The organism is Flavobacterium sp. W22_SRS_FP1 (assembly GCF_052113685.1).
In the GTDB taxonomy this organism is placed as follows: domain Bacteria; phylum Bacteroidota; class Bacteroidia; order Flavobacteriales; family Flavobacteriaceae; genus Flavobacterium.
Map to the genome: position 1 here is coordinate 1 of NZ_JBGQOE010000028.1, position 18,548 is coordinate 18,548.

The window sequence follows — 18,548 nt, forward strand, 5'->3', positions numbered from 1 at the left end:
CGAGAAAAAGATTTAATTTTGAAACACCAAATTATATGTTTAACCAAAAAGTTGCATTAGTAACTTGAATTCAGCATAATAAAAAATGGCAGTAATTAAAGTAGCAGTTACGGATCACGAAATTACAATGTGCTGGGAAGCACTATACTTATTAAGACCCATGCTACAAGCAGCGCATTTTGTAGATCAAATAAAGCAAATGCAAAAAGAAGGTTACATGCTTTTATACCTATTTGATGACCACAAAGTAGTTTCGATTGCCGGATATCGTATTTATAATATGCTGTATTGTGGTAAAATACTCTATATCGATGATTTATCAACCTTAGAGTCAGCTAGAGGCAAAGGACACGCGACCATTCTTTTAAAACACTTGTATGAAGTTGCAGTCAAACACGATTGCAAAGCAGTACATCTGGATAGCGGACCTATTCGAACTGTGGCACACAAACTGTACTTTAAAGAAGATTTCACCATCAGTGCGTTTCATTTTAGCAAACCTATTGTATAAAATAAATGTAAGATAGAGGTAGCATCATAAAAAAACTTACGCTATTTTAAGATTGCAAATTCTGCGTTGTTAAAATAGCTGCAATAATAAAAAAACTAACCAAAAAACCGTTTAACAAATAAAAATACCCTTTTGATTAATTCAAAAGGGTATTTTTATATCATAATTTAATTCCGAAATTTTTGTTTTTTGAAACTCTATCTCTAAAAAAGTTTAGCCTACTCTTCCTCCGTTAAATGAGACTTAGAGTAGCCTCTCCATTTCTCGATACAATCTTGAAAATCTTGCGGCAATTCCGTGTCAAAACGCTTCATCTCGCCAGTCGTAGGATGCACAAAGCCTAAAGTCTTAGCATGTAAGGCCTGTCTGGGCAATATTTTAAAACAGTTGTCTATAAACTGCTTGTATTTAGTAAACGTAGTCCCTTTCAGAATCAGATGACCGCCATAACGCTCATCATTAAATAAAGGATGTCCTATATGCTTTAAATGTGCCCTGATCTGATGCGTTCTGCCGGTTTCGAGTTGGCATGATATCAAAGTAACGTAACCAAAACGTTCGAGTACTTTATAATGTGTCACAGCTGGTTTTCCAATCTCAGGATCGGCAAAAACAGCCATTTGCATACGGTCTTTTAAGTGACGTGCTAAGTTCCCTTCTATTGTTCCCTCTTCTTCGGTAACATTACCCCAAACCAAAGCAACATATTCCCTTTCTGAGGTTTTTGCTTCAAATTGTTTGGCAAGGTGTGTCATCGCCGCTTCAGTTTTGGCAATTACCAATAGTCCCGAAGTATCTTTATCAATACGATGTACCAATCCGGGACGCTCACTGCTGTTCATTGGCAAATTGTCAAAATGATATGCCAAGGCATGCACCAAAGTCCCTGTATAATTTCCGTGCCCTGGATGCACAACCATTCCGGGTTGTTTGTTAATCAACAACAAAGTATCGTCTTCGTAAACAATGTCTAACGGAATATTCTCTGGTACAATATGGTTTTCATAAGGCGGATGCGTTAACATCACGCGCACTACATCTAAAGGTTTTACCTTATAATTCGACTTCACAGTCAGATCGTTTACGAAAATATTCCCTTCGGTAGCGGCAATCTGTATTTTGTTGCGGGTCGCATTTTGAATCAGACCCATTAAGTATTTATCTATTCGCAAAGAGGCTTGCCCTTTGGGAACTTCAAATTTAAAATGTTCGTACAATTCTTCTTCCAAGTCTATCGACTCTATATTATTGTTCATCTGGCATTTCTTCTGTTGGATTTATAGTATCCGTTTTTATCTCTTCTTCATAACTCATTTTTCCGTCACCTAAAACCAAATCGATTTTGGATGATTTTAATACTTTATCGCCCGCTTTGATATTTCTACCTTTATAACGCATTTCCAGTACCATGTCTTTTCCTAGATTTGGTACATAGGTAATCGTGCCTTCTTCAAGTCCTAAAGCCTTGAGTGTTGGTGCGGCTTCACGATAAGTCTTTTCAATCAAGTCGGGAACTTTCACTGATGAAAATCCAGAACTGTTGATTTTTATGTAGACTTTTCTTCCCTCTTTTACTTTCTCTCCGGGTAAAGGGTCTTGCTGCACTACACTATACTTAGGGAAATTACTTTTGTAATCTACACTATCCAGTAACACATAATTAAGGTCTAAATTATCTAGTTTATCATCCACTTGCTCCTCAGTTAACTTGCTCAAATTAGGAACCGTGATTTCATTTCCGTGATCGGTGGTAAAAGTCAACCAATGCATAAACAGATATCCAAGAACAGCAATAATCAAAACGACTAAAATTACTTGAATAAGAAACACACGGCTGGTAAGATACTTACGTAAACTCATAAATTTAATTTTATAATTCAACAAAGATATAGCTATTTCGTTCCAAAAAAAATGATAATTTTGTTTAATGGTATTTGGCCCATTCCTAATGAATTCTAGGAGCTATTTCCCGCTATTCGCTATATCCACGCAAAAAAGCGTGGGATGCCGCTACTATCGGGGCTAAAAAACAAATCGTTTTACAATAAAAAATAGTGGCACTAAACCACACTCTAGACTTAAAAACTTAAAGATGAAGAACATTGCTATTATCATGGGAGGCTATTCCAGTGAATATAAAATTTCACTTATCAGCGGAAACGTTGTCTATCAATCACTAGAAAAAACAAAATACAACAGCTTTCGCATCCATATTCTAAAGGAAAAATGGGTTTATGTCGATGATGACGAAACCGAATTTCCAATCGATAAAAACGATTTTTCTACAACGGTAAACGGAAACAAAATCAATTTTGACTGTGTTTTTAATGCTATTCACGGAACTCCAGGCGAAGACGGACTGCTCCAAGCCTATTTTGAACTGCTTGAAATCCCACAAACTTCTTGCGATTATTACCAAGCGGCACTTACATTCAACAAAAGGGATTTCCTTTCGGTATTAAAACCGTACGGCATAAAAAGTGCCGTTTCCTATTATTTAAATAAAGGTGATGTGATCTACACAGACCAAATTGTGAAAAAAGTAGGATTACCTTGTTTTGTAAAACCTAATAAAGCAGGTTCTAGCTTTGGAATTTCAAAAGTAAAAACCGCTTCTGAATTGCCGATTGCCATCGAAGTCGCCTACAAAGAAGACAACGAAATCATAATCGAAAGCTTCCTTGACGGAACCGAAGTGTCAGTAGGAGTGATTAATTACAAGGGAGTAATAACAGTTTTGCCTATTACGGAAATCGTGTCGGAAAACGAGTTCTTCGATTACGAAGCCAAATACCTAGGCAAGTCGCAAGAAATCACACCTGCAAGAATATCGGAAGAAATGGCCCGAAAAGTGGGTGATATCGCCAAGCGCGCCTATGAACTGCTGAAAATGAAAGGCTTTTCGAGAACAGAGTTTATCATCGTAAATGACGAGCCGTATATGCTGGAAATGAATACCGTTCCAGGATTGACAAAAGGAAGTTTGATTCCGCAACAAGCCACTGCAGGCGGAATTTCACTGGAAGACTTGTTTAGTAATTCTATCGAATTAGCGATGCAATAGTTTATAAGTCAAAAAGTTTCCGTTGTAAGACCATCTTAGTACCTAAAGAAAACCTTTGTACCTTTGAGTACGAAAAACCATTGAACCTCAAATAAATGAGAAAAGCAATATTTCCTGGATCCTTTGATCCCATAACATTAGGCCATGAAGACATCATCAAAAGAGGAGTTTCCCTTTTTGATGAAGTGGTAATCGCTATTGGAGTAAACGCCGAAAAAAAATACATGTTTACTCTGGAAGAAAGAAAACGATTTATCGAAGAAACCTTTAAAGACGAACCCAAAGTCACAGTGATTACATATGAGGGCCTGACGATTGATTTATGCCAAAGAATAAAATCCGATTTCATATTGCGTGGATTGCGTAATCCTGCCGATTTTGAGTTCGAGAAAGCTATCGCTCATACTAACAGACGTTTATCAAAAATAGAAACTGTGTTCTTACTAACAGCTGCAAAAACTTCCTATATAAGTTCCAGTATAGTGCGAGACGTCATTCGCAATGGCGGGGAATACCAAATGCTAGTGCCTAAAGCCGTTAGATTCAATAAGTAATCCGTTTACCGCTTTTTCAAGACAAGATTTCTATTCTCAGACGACTATATAATAAACAACTAGTGCTAAACTTGCAGAAAGAGCCTAATAGCTGTATTTTCGCAAAATCAAAATAAATTTCAAATGAGTATAGAAAGAGAATTAAGCAAACGCAGTGGGTCGAAATGTGAATTATGTGCTGCAACTGAAAACTTAAAAGTATACGAAGTTCTACCTACTAAAAAAGGTGGAACTGACGAGGCGATAATGGCATGTAGCACTTGTATTGACCAAATCGAAAATCCAGGCACGGAAGATCTAAATCATTGGAGATGTTTAAATGACAGTATGTGGAATGAGAATACTGCGGTACAAGTGGTAGCATGGAGAATGTTGAGTCGTCTTCGTTCTGCGGGTTGGCCACAAGAATTGATTGACCAAATGTATTTTGACGAAGATACACTAGCCTGGGCTCAAGCAACTGGAGAAGGAGAAGACGATGAGAATAAAGTAATACACAGAGATGTGAACGGTGTAATTCTAGAAGTAGGAGATTCAGTAGTCTTGATTAAAGACTTAAAAGTGAAAGGATCAAGCATGGTGGCTAAACAAGGAACATCTGTACGTAACATCAGACTGGACCATGAAAATGCAGAATATATAGAAGGAAAAGTAGACGGACAAACCATTGTAATCATTACACAATACGTGAAGAAATTGTAATTTTTTTTAGTGAATCGTGAGAAGTGAATCGCATTCAGATTCGTGTATCCGATTCATCAATTTTACTAACAGCATACCTATTTAAATTAAAAAAAAACGGCAGCAGTAATTTTTACTGCTGCCGTTTTTTTTAATTTAAAATTATTTTACTCCAAACTGAAAAACAATTCACTTCTCACAACTCTTCCTCTTTCTTAATCACTTTACGGGCAACTTCAATTTTGAACTTCTTGCCTTTCATTTTTTCATCCTTGATGTTATGCAACAAGTCTTTCACCTTATTGAATTTCACTGCGGCAAAAGAGATAAAGTCCTTTACTTCAATTAATCCTAGATCGCCTTTTTCCAATTTTCCTTTTTGAGAAAAGAAACCGACAATATCTATTTTATTCAATTTATTTTTCTTTCCACCGCTAACGTAAATGGTTTGAAACTGCGGAGGTCTTGGTAAAGTTACGGCATTATCTGTGGCGAACACTTTCATACCATAATCGATATAATCCGCTTTTTTCTCGCTTTCATGAGCAATAATATAAGCAGTTCCAGAAGCTAACATACGCGCCGTTCTACCATTTCTATGGGTAAACTCATCTTCTTTTGACGGCAAATGATAATGAATAACATGGTTCATTTCCGGGATATCAAGTCCTCGAGCGGCTAAATCGGTAGTGATTAAATAACTCACGCTTCCGTTACGAAACTGGATTAAAGCTCGTTCACGTTCATCCTGGTCCATACCACCATGGTAGTAGGTGGAATAAATCCCTTTTTCGTTTAGAGTATCACTGATACGTTCTGCCGCATCACGATGATTACAAAAAACAATAGCCGATTCCGATTTTAGGGAACAAATCAGGTTGAACAAGCTTCCTATTTTATCTTTTTCTTTAGAAACAACCATTCTCATCGAAAGATTCGTTTCCTCCACATTTTCAGGAATAAAGTCTAAAATTGTTGGGTTAACCACTCTGGTGTATCTAGGAATCTCAATATCCGAGGTAGCCGAAACCAGCACTCTTTTATTCAGTTTAGTCAATTTACCTATGATGAATGACATCTGCTCATGAAATCCTAATTGCAGTGATTTGTCAAATTCATCCAAAATCAACGTTTGTGTTTTATCAGTTCTAAAAGTCCCCCTATCAATGTGGTCTGCTATACGGCCCGGAGTTCCTATTAAAACTGCTGGTGGATTGCTTAAATTCTTGATTTCGGTGTCGATGGAGTGTCCGCCATAGCATACATTTACTTTATAATCTGTACCCATTTTTTTCCAAACCTGCTCAATTTGCAATCCTAGTTCTCTTGAGGGAACTAGAATTAAGCATTGAACCGACTGAATTTCAGGTTGCAACATCTCTAAAATTGGCAATAAAAAAGCTAATGTTTTACCCGAACCCGTAGGGGAAAGCAGTAATACATTATTATCGTTCAGGATGGCATCTTGCGCAACTTCCTGCATTTCGTTCAGGCTTTCGATGCCTAAATTCAAAAGTATATTGTTGGAATGGTGTTTCTTATTCATTTTGCAAAAGTACTTAAAAAAAGTACTAGATGATCAGTTTTTAGTATTCTGTCTTAGTTTTCATTTTCATGCATACTGTCTTTGAGATTCCTTATCATAATACCTTAAAAAAGGTATTACATTTGGCTTAGCCTATAAATAAATTTTACATGAGATCAATTGCTATTGCTTTACTACTGTTTTCTACAACGCTTTTTGCACAAAAAGAGACCAATTACGAAACTGTTTTCGAAAAAGGAAATGGAAATCAAACGGCAACATATAAGCAAACCATTGCCTACTATGCTCTTTTAGCCACCGATTTTCCTTCAATAAAAATTCAAGAAATGGGTTTAACAGATAGCGGAGAGCGACTGCATCTCGTACTATTTGATCCCGATGAAACATTCGATGTAAAACAAAAAAATAAGGCGGTCCTGTTGATCAATAATGGCATACACCCTGGCGAACCAGACGGAATAGATGCCACTATGCAGCTATTTAGGGATTTGGCTTTAGCCAAAATTAAAGTTCCTAAAAACAGCCTTATAGCAACGATTCCTATATATAACATCGGTGGGGCTTTAAATCGAAATTCAACAACTAGGGCTAATCAGGATGGGCCTGAAAGCTATGGTTTTAGGGGTAACGCAAGGAATTATGATTTAAATCGTGATTTCATTAAGTCGGACACAAGAAACACAAAAAGTTTTTACGAAATTTTCCATCAGCTGAACCCTGATGTTTTTATTGACAACCATGTGAGCAACGGCGCTGATTACCAGTATAAAATTACCTATATCATGACTCAGCAAAACCAACTGGGAAATATATTGGGAAGTTATTTAAACACCAAAATGATGCCCGCAATAGTCAACGATTTAAAACAAAAAAAACTTGAAAGCACACCCTACGTTAACGCCTTCAGCGAAACACCCGACAATGGTTTTTCGCAATTTTTTGATAGTCCGAGATACTCCACAGGCTACACTTCCCTATTTAACACCATAGGGTTTGTAGTGGAAACACATATGCTAAAAAAATATGCCGATCGAGTGAAAGCGACTTATGAATTTATGCTGGCAACGATGGATTACACGGATGCAAATTTCCAAAAAATAAAAAACCTGCGATTACAGAACGAGTCACAATATGCCGCTGGAAAACCGTACACCATGAAATGGGAAATTGACAGCACGAAAGTGACTCCTTTTTCATTTTTGGGATTTCAGGCGGGATATAAGAAGAGTGAAGCAACCACAGGCAATAGATTGTATTATGACAGGAATAAACCTTTTAAAAAAGACATCTCCTACCTAAAAGAGTACAAATCAGTAAAAGAGATAACAATCCCAACTACGTACCTTGTCCCAAAAGCATTTTGGAACCTTATAGATTTGCTTAAAAGTAATAATTTAGAATACTCACAGCTTACAAAGGATACACTAATTCAAGTGGAAAGTTATAAAATCCTAGATTACAAAACAGCAACGTCGCCTTACGAGGGGCATTATATTCATAGAGACACAAAAGTAACAGTAAGTAAAGAAGAAATAGGTTTTGCAAAAGGAGATTATCTGTTTTCGACAAATCAAAAAGGGGTAAAATACTTATTGGCAACCCTCGAGCCAGAAAGTGTAGATTCTTTTTTTAATTGGAACTTTTTCGACACTATGCTTCAACAGAAAGAAGGCTATTCAGAATACGTTTTTGAAGACACAACCGCTCAATTACTAAAAGACGACCCAAAACTTAAAGCCGCATTAGAAGAAAAAAAAATAACTGATACGGATTTCGCTAATAATCCCGGGCAGCAATTGAACTGGATTTACAAAAATTCAGACTATTATGAAAAGGCCCATTTGCAGTATCCCATTTACAGAATACTTAATTAAGTAAATAATCGCAAATTTTATTTTCTTGTATAGTATTTCTTTGCAGTCAAGCACGACCCTCGTTTAATTACTTTTTAATTTACTTCTGATTACAAGTAAAAAGAGACTGATAATCAAGCTGATTATTAGTCCGTTTTTGTAGTAATACGCAGTAAAAAATGCAATTTACGGATGTAAGTTTTTTTCTTGTTCAAAAAGTAATTTTATATTTTCATAGGAATTTTTCAAAGCTTCTGGTATCTCTTCAGGGCTAAACCAAGCCACCTTTGAGATTCCTTCTTCCAATTGACCTTGAGGTAAACCTTCAAAATCAGACTGCATTTCGAACCAATGAGTTATTTTCAGTTTAAAAACACCATTACGTTTAAAAACATGATAGGTTTTCTGCAACTTACTGGTAATACGTAATAAATTAACTCCTGTTTCCTCTTCAACTTCACGCATGGCAGTACCTTCAATATCCTCTCCTTTTTCAGTTCCCCCCTTAGGCAGGTCCCATTTTCCATTTCTAAAAATAAATAAAACTTCCCCTTTTTTATTGTATACCAAACCTCCTCCAGCCTTATTAACAGGAATTTTAGTTTTAAGTGTCTTCATAATCTCCTTTTCATCAGGATGATATAAATACGCTTTTTGAATTTTATTTTGGAATATTTTAACTATAAGTTGCTTTATATCAATGCTTTCTAATAGAAATAATTGAAAATCTGTTTCTTTTGATATTTTATTTGTCAAAAAAAGTGGTTTGTCGTTAACAAAAACTTTATACATTTGTGGTATGATTTTTAATAAAGATACTGCCGAAAAAACAGCCGAATTGCTTTTGCAAATAAATGCAATTAAATTGAATCCAGGAAATCCTTTTACATGGGCTTCGGGATGGAAATCACCAATTTACTGTGATAACCGTTTAATCCTCTCATTTCCAACCATAAGAAATTACGTCCGAGATGAATTTTCTAAAAACATTGAAAAGCAATTTGGAAGACCAGATGTCATAGCTGGTGTTGCAACTGGAGCGATAGGAATTGGAATGTTAGTCGCCGAAAGTTTAGGCTTGCCGTTTGTATACGTGCGCCCAGAGGCTAAAAAACACGGTAGACTAAACCAGGTAGAAGGTTTTTTGCAGAAAGGACAAAATGTAATTGTTGTAGAAGATTTAATAAGCACAGGAAACAGTAGTTTACTTGCCGTAGAAGCTCTACGTGCAGCAGGTGCAAACGTAAAAGGGATGGCTGCTATATTTACCTACGGCTTTGATGTTGCAGATCAAAATTTCAAAAATGCAAAAGTAGATTTATTTACTTTAAGCAATTACGAAAACTTATTGAATTTGGCTGTAGCCAAAAGTTATATTTCTGAAAAAGAAGAAAAAGCGGTAAGAGAATGGAGCCTTAGTCCTTCAACTTGGAACGTTGTTTAAAGCATTTCGCAATTATAATTACCACAGATCAAAGTTAAAAATAAATTTATATGAACTTAGAAAGTCCAAAAGTTACTGTTGAAAAGTCAGCACAAGAATTATTTGATTTGTTAACAGATGTTAGAAATTTTGAAAAGTTAATGCCCGAAAACATCGCGAAATTTGAAGTTATTGGTGATGATGCTTTTATTTTTGGGTTAAAAGGTATGCCCGAAATAAAACTAAAGATGAAAGAAAAATCAGCTCCAAACAAAGTTGTTTTGGGTGCTGCCAGCGACAAACTATCTTTCACACTGATAGCTAATATTGAATCTGTATCAGATCAGTCAAGTGCTGTTCAACTTGACTTCGAAGGGGATTTTAACCCTATGATGGCGATGATGATAAAAGGACCGATTGGGAAGTTTATCGAAGCACTAGCCACTAATATGTGCAAGTTGTAAAACTATTTTGTCACCGAAAAAAGTGTTTAAGACTCTCACCATTTTAGTCCTAAACACTTTTTTTTAATAGAGCATCTGAATTTCTTTGATATTGAATTCAGAAACCCTATCATCTTCCAATAGAACTTGTAGCTTTCCGTAAGAAGAAACTCCTTGGATAATTCCCATGAAGTTTTGATTTGAATTAACTTTAAAAGGCATAGGAATTCCTTTTTTGAAAAGTCTATTAGTATACTCTAGCCATAAAGCAGCGGGATCCTCACTCATAATGACAATATTCCGTTTCAACTGTTCTATAACCTCATACATTATTTTCTCTTTGTCAAATTGTGCATCGCAAATCACACTCAATGACGATGCTTTCGGTAAGTTTATAAAATTTGTTTGATTGACATTTAGCCCCAATCCCACAATAGAATGTATTGTTCCGTTACTTTTAATACTATTTTCTATTAAAATACCAGCAATTTTAAAATTATATGACATAATGTCGTTTGGCCATTTAATCATTAAATTAGGAATATTAAAGTTTTCTAATGCTTGTACAATCGCAATTGCAACACCTACATTAAGTACAAAAATCTGATTTACCTCTGACACAGAATCCTTAATAAAAACACTCATTGTTAGATTATTACCCACCTCAGAGTCCCATACCGACCCCATTTGACCCTTACCTTTGGTTTGGTTTTCTGCAGTGACAACTGTGAAATTTTCTAATTGCTGCTCGTTTGATAATCCTTTGAGGAAATCATTTGTTGAATCTATGGCATCGAGTTTGATTAGTTTCATCAGTAATTATTTATTTAATGGAATTTAATATTATGTTAAGGTTCAAAAATAATGACAAAAAATGGTAACTTTACAAACTTATATAAAATAATTCATGGCAAAAAAGACTATTAACAATGATGCATTGTTAGCAAACATTATTAAGGGAATTGAAGAAGTAAAAGGAAATGACATCGATATTCTGGACCTAAGAGAGATTGACACCGCGGTTTGCGACTATTTTGTTATCTGCAATGGAAATTCAAATACACAGGTTAACGCAATTGTTAACTCTATTCAAAAAACAGTTTCGAAAGAATTAAAAGACAAGCCTTGGCATGTCGAGGGTTCTGATAATGCAGAATGGGTTCTTATGGATTATGTTAATATCGTAGTTCATGTTTTCCAAAAACAAATCAGGGAATATTACAACATTGAGAGCTTGTGGGGAGATGCAAAAATCACAACAATCGAAAACAAATACTAAAGAGAAAAAACAGAATGGCTAAAGATAATAATCCAACTCCTAATAAGTTTAAAGTTAGTCCATGGTTAGTTTACACTGCCATATTACTTATTTTTTTATTTATCAGTTTTATAACTGGAAGTTCCAGTTTACAAGAACCATCACAATTAACTTCTTCTAAATTTAATGTCTTTTTAGAGAAAGGACAAATTGAGAAAGTAGTTGTATACAATAAAACCGTAGCCGAAGTTTTTTTGAAACCTGGAGCTTTAAAAGCAAAAGAGCATCAGAAAGTTGCTAAGGACATTTTTGACAGGCCTAACGAAGGACCTCAGTATACTTTTGAGATTGGTAACGATCAACTATTTCAAAAAAAATTAGAAACAGCTGTTGCTGAAGGAAAATTAAAAGATTTTAACTTTTCTCAAAAAAGCAATTGGACCGACATCCTAATCAGTTTACTTCCTATTATCATTATCATTGGTGTTTGGATCTTTATAATGAAAAAAATGTCAGGTGGTGCCGGAGGTGGCGGTGGACAAATTTTCAATATTGGAAAGTCGAAAGCGAAACTATTTGATGAAAAGACTGATGTTAAAACAACGTTTAAAGATGTTGCAGGTTTAGAAGGTGCTAAAGAAGAAATACAAGAAATTGTGGAGTTCTTGAAAAACCCAGAAAAATATACAAACCTCGGTGGTAAAATACCAAAGGGAGCACTATTAGTAGGTCCTCCTGGAACAGGAAAAACCCTGTTAGCAAAAGCTGTGGCTGGAGAAGCCCAAGTACCTTTTTTCTCACTATCAGGTTCTGATTTTGTAGAAATGTTTGTTGGTGTGGGTGCATCACGAGTACGTGATTTGTTCAAACAAGCTAAGGAGAAATCACCTGCAATCATTTTCATTGATGAAATTGATGCTGTAGGTAGAGCTAGAGGCAAAAGCAATATGTCAGGTGGTAATGACGAGAGAGAAAACACTCTTAATCAACTACTTACAGAGATGGATGGTTTTGGTACCAATTCAAATGTTATCGTATTAGCCGCAACAAATAGAGCTGATGTTCTAGATAAAGCTTTAATGCGTGCAGGCCGTTTTGACAGACAAATATTTGTGGATTTACCCGATATCCGTGAACGTGCCGAAATATTCAAAGTACACCTTACTCCATTGAAAAAAGTAGAAGGTTTAGACACCGAATTCTTAGCAAAACAAACTCCTGGTTTTTCAGGTGCTGACATCGCAAATGTCTGTAATGAAGCAGCTTTAATTGCTGCCCGATACAACAAGACAGCGGTTGACAAACAAGATTTCTTAGATGCAGTTGATAGAATTGTAGGTGGATTAGAAAAGAAAAATAAGATAGTAACTCCTGAAGAAAAGAAAGCAATTGCTATCCATGAAGCGGGACACGCCACAGTAAGTTGGATGCTAGAACACGCAGCACCTTTGATTAAAGTGACTATAGTACCTAGAGGACAAAGTCTTGGTGCTGCATGGTATTTACCCGAAGAACGCTTAATAGTGCGAACTGATCAAATGCTAGACGAAATGTGTGCTACAATGGGAGGTAGAGCCGCTGAAAAAGTTACTTTTAATAGAATTTCAACAGGTGCATTAAGCGATTTAGAAAAAGTAACCAAACAAGCACGTGCAATGGTTACTGTTTATGGCTTAAACGATAAAATAGGAAATGTTACCTATTACGATTCAACTGGACAAAGTGAATATAATTTCTCGAAACCATATTCAGATGAAACTGCTAAAGTTATTGATAAAGAAATTTCACTGCTTATCGAAAGTCAATATCAAAGAGCTATTGCAATTTTAGAAGAACACAAAGACAAACTAAATCAATTAGCCGATATACTAATCGAAAAAGAAGTTATCTTTAAAGATGATCTGGAAACAATTTTCGGAAAAAGAAGTTTTGATAAAAATCTTGAGGAAGTAATATCTTAAATAACACTTCCTATTTAATTATTTTTAAAATCTTAATTCAAAATCACCGTTTGAATTAAGATTTTTTTATCTTTGGACCTTTGCTAATTAATAGATAAAGCACCTAAACAAAATATGAGTCTTTTCAGAAAAATTTTTGGTTCTAGTATTTCGCCTTCAGATGAAGATAAAGAGAAAACAAATAGTAAGTTTTCCCCTGATGCTGATATGATGTCGATAGATGAACAATTTATCTATAATTTCAAAAAAAATGGTGGTAAATTTTTATACTGCGAAAACATTGATGAAGTAAAAGAGCAGTTTGAAAATATTCTAGAAGAAAATGACTGGTACGAAAGTAACGTCTTATGCTACGAACCTAAGCTTTTCAATATATTAGACGAAAACAAGCTAAGTTACGAAAAAGCACCAAATCCAAAATTTCTTTTTACATATTGTGAGAATCTAATAGCGAATGAAGGTTCAATTCTGTTTTCGTCAAATCAAATCAAACAACTCAAACCTCACGACTTGCCCGTTAATATTGTCGTTGTTGCAACTACTAGCCAAATTCTTGCTGTAAAAAGCGATGGACTTACATCAATAAGAAAGAAATACGAAAGAGATTATCCAACCAACATTACTGCAATAAAATATTTCGAAAAAGCAAAAGAAGAAGACTTTACCCAATATGGTAGTTCGGCCAAAAATCTTTATTTGCTGTTGTTAGAAGATCTTTAACATGAATGAAACCCTTAAGAGATCTATATCTGGTGCCGTTTATATTATATTATTAATATTTTCAATCCTATTTTCTACTGAAAGCTTTTTTATCCTGTTTGGTCTATTTCTTCTCATTGCAACAATTGAGTTTTGTAATTTAATCCAAATTCAAAAGATCATACCTTTTGCTACGGCGAGCATAACCTATTTGCTTTTTTATCAAATATCTATTGCAACAGATGGATACTTGCACAGCTTGCGATTTAACAAAACCTTTGACTTAATTGTTCTTTTTTCGACTCTTATTGTGTCCATAAAATGTATCCATTTTCTTTTTGACAAGAAAATTGTAAAAATTGATTCCTTTTCAAAATACATATACCTAATAGGTTACATTATTTTTCCATTTGCCATCATGACAAAGATTCCTTTTGGTATAGACGGCTATAACCCAAAAATTCTTATCAGCATATTTATACTAATATGGACGAATGACACCTTCGCCTATCTAGTTGGAAAGTCAATGGGGAAAAGAAAATTATTTGAAAGAATATCACCTAAAAAAACCGTCGAGGGGTTTTTCGGTGGAGTATTTTTTTCAGTTATAGCTAGCTATATAGTTTCAAAATACTATATCGAAATTGCTGAAGGAAAAGTATTTATCTGGATAATAATAGCAATAATTGTTGGGGTTTTTGGAACTATCGGTGATTTAATTGAATCCAAATTCAAACGAATTGCAGGTGTAAAAGACAGCGGAAAAATAATGCCTGGTCACGGAGGCGTTTTAGATCGATTAGATAGTGTTATATTTGTAGCACCAATTATATTTTTATTTTATCAAATTTTAAATTATGTTTCATAAAGAAGGAGCCAAAACTATTTTACTCGGTGTAGCTTTTACATCAATTGTACTTTTATTATCTGACAAAATAATTGATGTTATTTGGCTAAGAAAGACTGTTCAAATTTCCGCCTTTTTGCTATTAGTTATTATCCTGCAATTTTTCAGGAATCCGAAAAGAGCTGTATTAATAAATGAAAATCAAATATTGGCTCCAGTAGACGGAAAGGTAGTTGTTATTGAAGAAGTATATGAGGGCGAATATTTCAAAGAAAAGCGCTTACAAATATCCATTTTCATGTCACCTGTTAACGTACATGTCACCCGATATCCCATTAGTGGAATTATAAAATTCAGTAAATATCATCCAGGTAAATTTTTGGTAGCGTGGCACCCTAAAGCAAGTGAAGAAAACGAAAGAACCACTATAGTAGTTGAAAATAGAGTTTTCGGAGCTATCCTATACAGACAAATAGCAGGTGCTTTAGCAAGAAGAATCGTCAATTATGCTGAGGAAGGAATGCAGGTCGTACAGGGAACGGATGCAGGTTTTATCAAATTTGGCTCTAGAGTAGACTTATTTTTACCTATAGGTACTCCAATTAACGTAGTACTGAATCAAAAAGCAGTTGGAGGAAAAACTATAATAGCAACGAAAGCATAATGAATGAACAAGATTTAGACATTAGGTTTCAGGAAGCGGTAAAAGCAGCTTCCGAAATGACACAAGCATCTTTACCACAAGATGTTCAGCTACGTCTTTATGCTTATTACAAACATGCGACTTTTGGATCCTTAGAATCACGGCAAACTTCCACTTATCATTTAAGAGATGCTTTTAAAATGAATGCTTTGATGCAAATCAGTCGTCTTTCCGCTTCCGAGGCAAAAGAACACTATATAGAAATTATGAACTCACTGATAGAAAAATAATACAACTTATGAAAAGATTTAATTTTTCACTATCGAGCTTACTATTGATCGCAATTTTAATTTCTTGTAACGGCAAAAAAATGACCGAAGTCGTAGAAGTACCTTTACCGACCGCACAAGAAAAAGTATCCATCGGCTACCCCGATGACGTAAAAGCAAATACAGGTTCTTTTCAACTGGATAAACTCCCTTACGCTTATGATGCATTGGCTCCAACGGTTTCCCCTTTAACGCTGCAAATGCATTATTCCAAACATTATCTAACTTATACCAACAATCTAAATAACGCGATCGCTGGAACTGAATATGAGAATCAATCAATCGACGACATCCTATCCCATTTAGACCCAAACGATACTGATTTAAAAAACAATGCAGGAGGTTATTACAATCATTCACTCTATTGGAAATCTATGGCTCCAAACACCGGTGGTGTTCCCACCGACTCACTAGCTTCAGTTATCACGAGGGATTTCGGATCTTATAAAAATTTTGTTACTAGCTTTAAAGCAGAAGCCACAAAACAATTTGCTTCTGCTTGGGTATTTTTAATCGTTGATAAAGCAGGAACATTAAAAGTGACCAGTAGCCAAAATCAAGATAACCCTTTGATGAAAAATGCGCCGATTCAAGGAACACCAATATTGGCATTAGATCTTTGGGAACATGCATATTACCTTGGTTACCAATACAGAAGAAGAAACTACATTGATTCCTTTTTCAATGTAATCAATTGGAAAAAAGTAAACGAGAATTACGAAGCTGCCTTGAGAAGAAAATATTAGTTAGTCTCTAAAAAGTAAAATGCTGAAAAAACCTTTGACGGTTCTGTCTCAGCATTTTTGTTTAAACGAATTCCCGCTTGCTTCCACACCATCTACAGTTGATAAATAAACGATTCTGAAGGCGCAATAAAGATTTGCACTTTCCCTTCTCCATTTAGAACCTCTAACTTCGCTTTAGATATCTCATACAACTGATCTGTAATTGTATATATTCCATCTTTCAAGTTCCATTTTTTAATAATGTTGGCTGGGACTATAAGTTCGAAAGAACTGGAGTTAATCCATGAAAAATTAGTCACAACAATCAGTTTTTCAGTATCAGACCAACGAGTATAAGAATAAACACCTGGGTCAAAACCTGCCGTAGACTGGCGGTTAATCGTTTGGATTTCTTCAAATTCCCCCATTAACGCTGAACTATTGATAGAGAAATTGAGTAGTCTTTTATAGAAATCACGAAGATCCTTTTCCCTTTCCGTAAGTATTCCACCGTCAAATTTACCGTTATTCATCCATCGTTGATGACTTGGCACACCTACATAATCAAAAATTGAAGTTCTGGAATGCGTACCGAATCCAGCATTTTCGTCACCAGCCTCCCCTACTTCTTGCCCAAAATAAACCATTGTGGGAGATGAACTTATCGTTGTAGAAACCACCATCAATGGTTTTCCCTTTTCAGGGGTTCCGGCAAATTCAGGGCTCGCTAAACGTTGCTCGTCATGATTATCCAAAAAATGCAGCATATGATGCTCAATATCTTTCATACCAAGTTGAATAGCCGAAAGTCCGTCAGGCAAAGATTTTCCCTGAATAATATCCTTTAATTTATCATAGGTTTCGACCTTGTCATACAAATAATCCATTTTACCCAAGCGAATGTAATTCCTGTATTCATTTGGATTGTATACCTCTGCCAATAAGAACGCATCAGGATTCTTCATTTTTACTGCTGAATTCATATAGCTCCAAAACTCATAAGGAACCATCTCAGCCATATCATATCGGAATCCATCAACTCCTTTGGCTGTCCAGTACAAGGCGATATCTCGGAATTTTTTCCATGAGTCAGGCACGTCCTTATCTTTCCAAAATTCAAAATGCACTTTGTATGATTTTGTTTCATACTCTGCCGGAAGCTGCGGAAAATCCTTCGAACCATCAGGACGAATACCATAATTCACTTTTACGGTTTCATACCAATCATTTTTGTCTGGCCTTGCCAACCTGGAACCATTTCCTGTCCACTTCGCTGGAATTTCGTAAAATTTACTATCACTTAAAGAATTAACCTCTCCGTTTAGTGGGTTTATCTCGTCTGGAACCTCAAATTGAGAATTAGGTATATAATAAAAATTATTATCTCTTTTATATTCAACAGTAACATCGTCATCTGCACCAAAGTCTTTTACTCCTAAGGGATTACTTTTTCCTTCGTATTTGCGTGCAATGTGGTTTGGCACAATATCAATGAGTAGCTTTAACCCTGCCTTGTGCGTTCTTACTACTAAAGCATCAAATTCTTGTAGGCGATTAGCTGGATCAACCGCCAAATCTGGGTTAACATTATAATAGTCTTTTACCGCATACGGTGATCCTGCTCTTCCTTTAACGATATCAGGATCGTCGTTAGATACTCCGATAGCGCTGTAATCCCCAATTAAAGCATGATGTGGAACCCCAGTATACCAAATATAGTTAACTCCCAAATCCTTAATTTCCTGTAGTGCTTTGTCAGTAAAATCATTAAACTTACCCACACCATTTTCTTCAATAGTTCCCCACTGCTTATTATTTGTGTTTTTATTGCCAAACAGGCGGGTAAACACTTGGTATACTACTATTTTTTTTTCAGTAGCAACCACTTTCTTTTCTGTATTCATTTTTAAATTTTTAGTTTTACAAGCTGCAGCCAGGAGGACTAAACTTATTCCAAAAACAATGGTTTTATTTTTTATCATTACTTAAAATATTTGTGACTATTTGAATT

The 18,548-nt window shown here is 35.3% G+C and carries 20 protein-coding genes; 14 read left to right on the plus strand and 6 right to left on the minus strand.

Annotated elements, in window-relative coordinates; translation table 11 throughout:
* The first annotated feature begins 85 nt into the window (after nucleotides 1-85).
* The gene (locus tag ACEN2H_RS13140) at nucleotides 86-511 is read left to right on the plus strand and encodes a GNAT family N-acetyltransferase (protein ID WP_441733083.1); all 426 of its coding nucleotides are present in this window, start codon (nucleotides 86-88) and stop codon (nucleotides 509-511) included.
* Nucleotides 512-729: 218 nt separating this feature from the next.
* Here the strand turns inward: ACEN2H_RS13140 and ACEN2H_RS13145 are convergent, their stop codons facing one another.
* Nucleotides 730-1,767 carry an RluA family pseudouridine synthase gene (locus ACEN2H_RS13145; protein WP_441733085.1) on the minus strand — a complete coding sequence of 346 codons (1,038 nt, stop codon included), beginning with the start codon at nucleotides 1,765-1,767 and terminating at the stop codon, nucleotides 730-732.
* Nucleotides 1,757-2,371 carry a PASTA domain-containing protein gene (locus ACEN2H_RS13150; protein WP_441733087.1) on the minus strand — a complete coding sequence of 205 codons (615 nt, stop codon included), beginning with the start codon at nucleotides 2,369-2,371 and terminating at the stop codon, nucleotides 1,757-1,759. The genes ACEN2H_RS13145 and ACEN2H_RS13150 overlap by 11 nt, the downstream gene beginning before the upstream one ends.
* Before the next feature lie 232 nt (nucleotides 2,372-2,603).
* Here ACEN2H_RS13150 and ACEN2H_RS13155 point away from each other — a divergent pair, with 232 nt between their 5' ends.
* From ACEN2H_RS13155 to ACEN2H_RS13165, 3 genes are all read left to right on the plus strand, one after another.
* Nucleotides 2,604-3,575 (plus strand): D-alanine--D-alanine ligase, encoded by a 972-nt coding sequence (locus ACEN2H_RS13155; protein ID WP_441733089.1) that lies wholly within the window; start codon nucleotides 2,604-2,606, stop codon nucleotides 3,573-3,575.
* Between the two features lie 95 nt (nucleotides 3,576-3,670).
* Nucleotides 3,671-4,129 (plus strand): pantetheine-phosphate adenylyltransferase, encoded by a 459-nt coding sequence (coaD, locus tag ACEN2H_RS13160; protein WP_441733091.1) that lies wholly within the window; start codon nucleotides 3,671-3,673, stop codon nucleotides 4,127-4,129.
* A 123-nt stretch (nucleotides 4,130-4,252) separates the two neighbouring features.
* Nucleotides 4,253-4,831, plus strand: coding sequence for a PhnA domain-containing protein (locus ACEN2H_RS13165; protein ID WP_441733093.1), 579 nt, complete (start codon nucleotides 4,253-4,255; stop codon nucleotides 4,829-4,831).
* 175 nt (nucleotides 4,832-5,006) lie between these two features.
* Here ACEN2H_RS13165 and ACEN2H_RS13170 read toward each other — a convergent pair whose 3' ends face one another.
* Entirely contained in the window at nucleotides 5,007-6,356 is a 1,350-nt protein-coding gene (locus ACEN2H_RS13170) for a DEAD/DEAH box helicase (protein WP_441733095.1), read from the minus strand.
* Nucleotides 6,357-6,505: 149 nt separating this feature from the next.
* Between ACEN2H_RS13170 and ACEN2H_RS13175 the strand changes: the two genes are divergently transcribed.
* Nucleotides 6,506-8,230, plus strand: a complete 1,725-nt coding sequence (locus ACEN2H_RS13175; RefSeq protein ID WP_441733097.1) for a M14 family metallopeptidase — start codon at nucleotides 6,506-6,508, stop codon at nucleotides 8,228-8,230.
* A gap of 165 nt (nucleotides 8,231-8,395) precedes the next feature.
* Here ACEN2H_RS13175 and ACEN2H_RS13180 read toward each other — a convergent pair whose 3' ends face one another.
* Nucleotides 8,396-9,001: an NUDIX hydrolase gene (locus ACEN2H_RS13180; RefSeq protein WP_441733099.1), complete on the minus strand. Its 606-nt coding sequence runs from the start codon at nucleotides 8,999-9,001 to the stop codon at nucleotides 8,396-8,398.
* 7 nt (nucleotides 9,002-9,008) lie between these two features.
* On the opposite strand from ACEN2H_RS13180, the gene pyrE reads away from it, so the two are divergent.
* Nucleotides 9,009-9,653 carry an orotate phosphoribosyltransferase gene (pyrE, locus tag ACEN2H_RS13185; protein WP_441733101.1) on the plus strand — a complete coding sequence of 215 codons (645 nt, stop codon included), beginning with the start codon at nucleotides 9,009-9,011 and terminating at the stop codon, nucleotides 9,651-9,653.
* Between the two features lie 50 nt (nucleotides 9,654-9,703).
* Entirely contained in the window at nucleotides 9,704-10,096 is a 393-nt protein-coding gene (locus ACEN2H_RS13190) for an SRPBCC family protein (RefSeq protein WP_441733103.1), read from the plus strand.
* A 63-nt stretch (nucleotides 10,097-10,159) separates the two neighbouring features.
* Here the strand turns inward: ACEN2H_RS13190 and ACEN2H_RS13195 are convergent, their stop codons facing one another.
* Nucleotides 10,160-10,888, minus strand: a complete 729-nt coding sequence (locus tag ACEN2H_RS13195) for a biotin--[acetyl-CoA-carboxylase] ligase (RefSeq protein ID WP_441733105.1) — start codon at nucleotides 10,886-10,888, stop codon at nucleotides 10,160-10,162.
* A 94-nt stretch (nucleotides 10,889-10,982) separates the two neighbouring features.
* Between ACEN2H_RS13195 and rsfS the strand changes: the two genes are divergently transcribed.
* From rsfS to ACEN2H_RS13230, 7 genes are all read left to right on the plus strand, one after another.
* On the plus strand, nucleotides 10,983-11,354 hold the full coding sequence (gene rsfS / locus ACEN2H_RS13200; RefSeq protein ID WP_441733107.1) for a ribosome silencing factor: 372 nt from the start codon (nucleotides 10,983-10,985) through the stop codon (nucleotides 11,352-11,354).
* 14 nt (nucleotides 11,355-11,368) lie between these two features.
* Complete coding sequence (ftsH, locus tag ACEN2H_RS13205) at nucleotides 11,369-13,294, plus strand: ATP-dependent zinc metalloprotease FtsH (RefSeq protein ID WP_441733109.1); 1,926 nt, start codon at nucleotides 11,369-11,371, stop codon at nucleotides 13,292-13,294.
* 114 nt (nucleotides 13,295-13,408) lie between these two features.
* Nucleotides 13,409-14,014, plus strand: a complete 606-nt coding sequence (locus ACEN2H_RS13210) for a lactate utilization protein B/C (protein WP_441733111.1) — start codon at nucleotides 13,409-13,411, stop codon at nucleotides 14,012-14,014.
* Between the two features lies 1 nt (nucleotide 14,015).
* Nucleotides 14,016-14,861: a phosphatidate cytidylyltransferase gene (locus tag ACEN2H_RS13215; protein ID WP_441733112.1), complete on the plus strand. Its 846-nt coding sequence runs from the start codon at nucleotides 14,016-14,018 to the stop codon at nucleotides 14,859-14,861.
* Complete coding sequence (locus ACEN2H_RS13220) at nucleotides 14,851-15,504, plus strand: phosphatidylserine decarboxylase family protein (RefSeq protein WP_441733114.1); 654 nt, start codon at nucleotides 14,851-14,853, stop codon at nucleotides 15,502-15,504. The genes ACEN2H_RS13215 and ACEN2H_RS13220 overlap by 11 nt, the downstream gene beginning before the upstream one ends.
* Nucleotides 15,504-15,773 carry an acyl-CoA-binding protein gene (locus ACEN2H_RS13225; protein WP_441733116.1) on the plus strand — a complete coding sequence of 90 codons (270 nt, stop codon included), beginning with the start codon at nucleotides 15,504-15,506 and terminating at the stop codon, nucleotides 15,771-15,773. The genes ACEN2H_RS13220 and ACEN2H_RS13225 overlap by 1 nt, the downstream gene beginning before the upstream one ends.
* Before the next feature lie 8 nt (nucleotides 15,774-15,781).
* Nucleotides 15,782-16,558: a superoxide dismutase gene (locus tag ACEN2H_RS13230; protein ID WP_441733118.1), complete on the plus strand. Its 777-nt coding sequence runs from the start codon at nucleotides 15,782-15,784 to the stop codon at nucleotides 16,556-16,558.
* 92 nt (nucleotides 16,559-16,650) lie between these two features.
* Here the strand turns inward: ACEN2H_RS13230 and ACEN2H_RS13235 are convergent, their stop codons facing one another.
* On the minus strand, nucleotides 16,651-18,519 hold the full coding sequence (locus ACEN2H_RS13235; protein WP_441733120.1) for an alpha-amylase family protein: 1,869 nt from the start codon (nucleotides 18,517-18,519) through the stop codon (nucleotides 16,651-16,653).
* Between the last annotated feature and the right edge of the window lie 29 nt (nucleotides 18,520-18,548).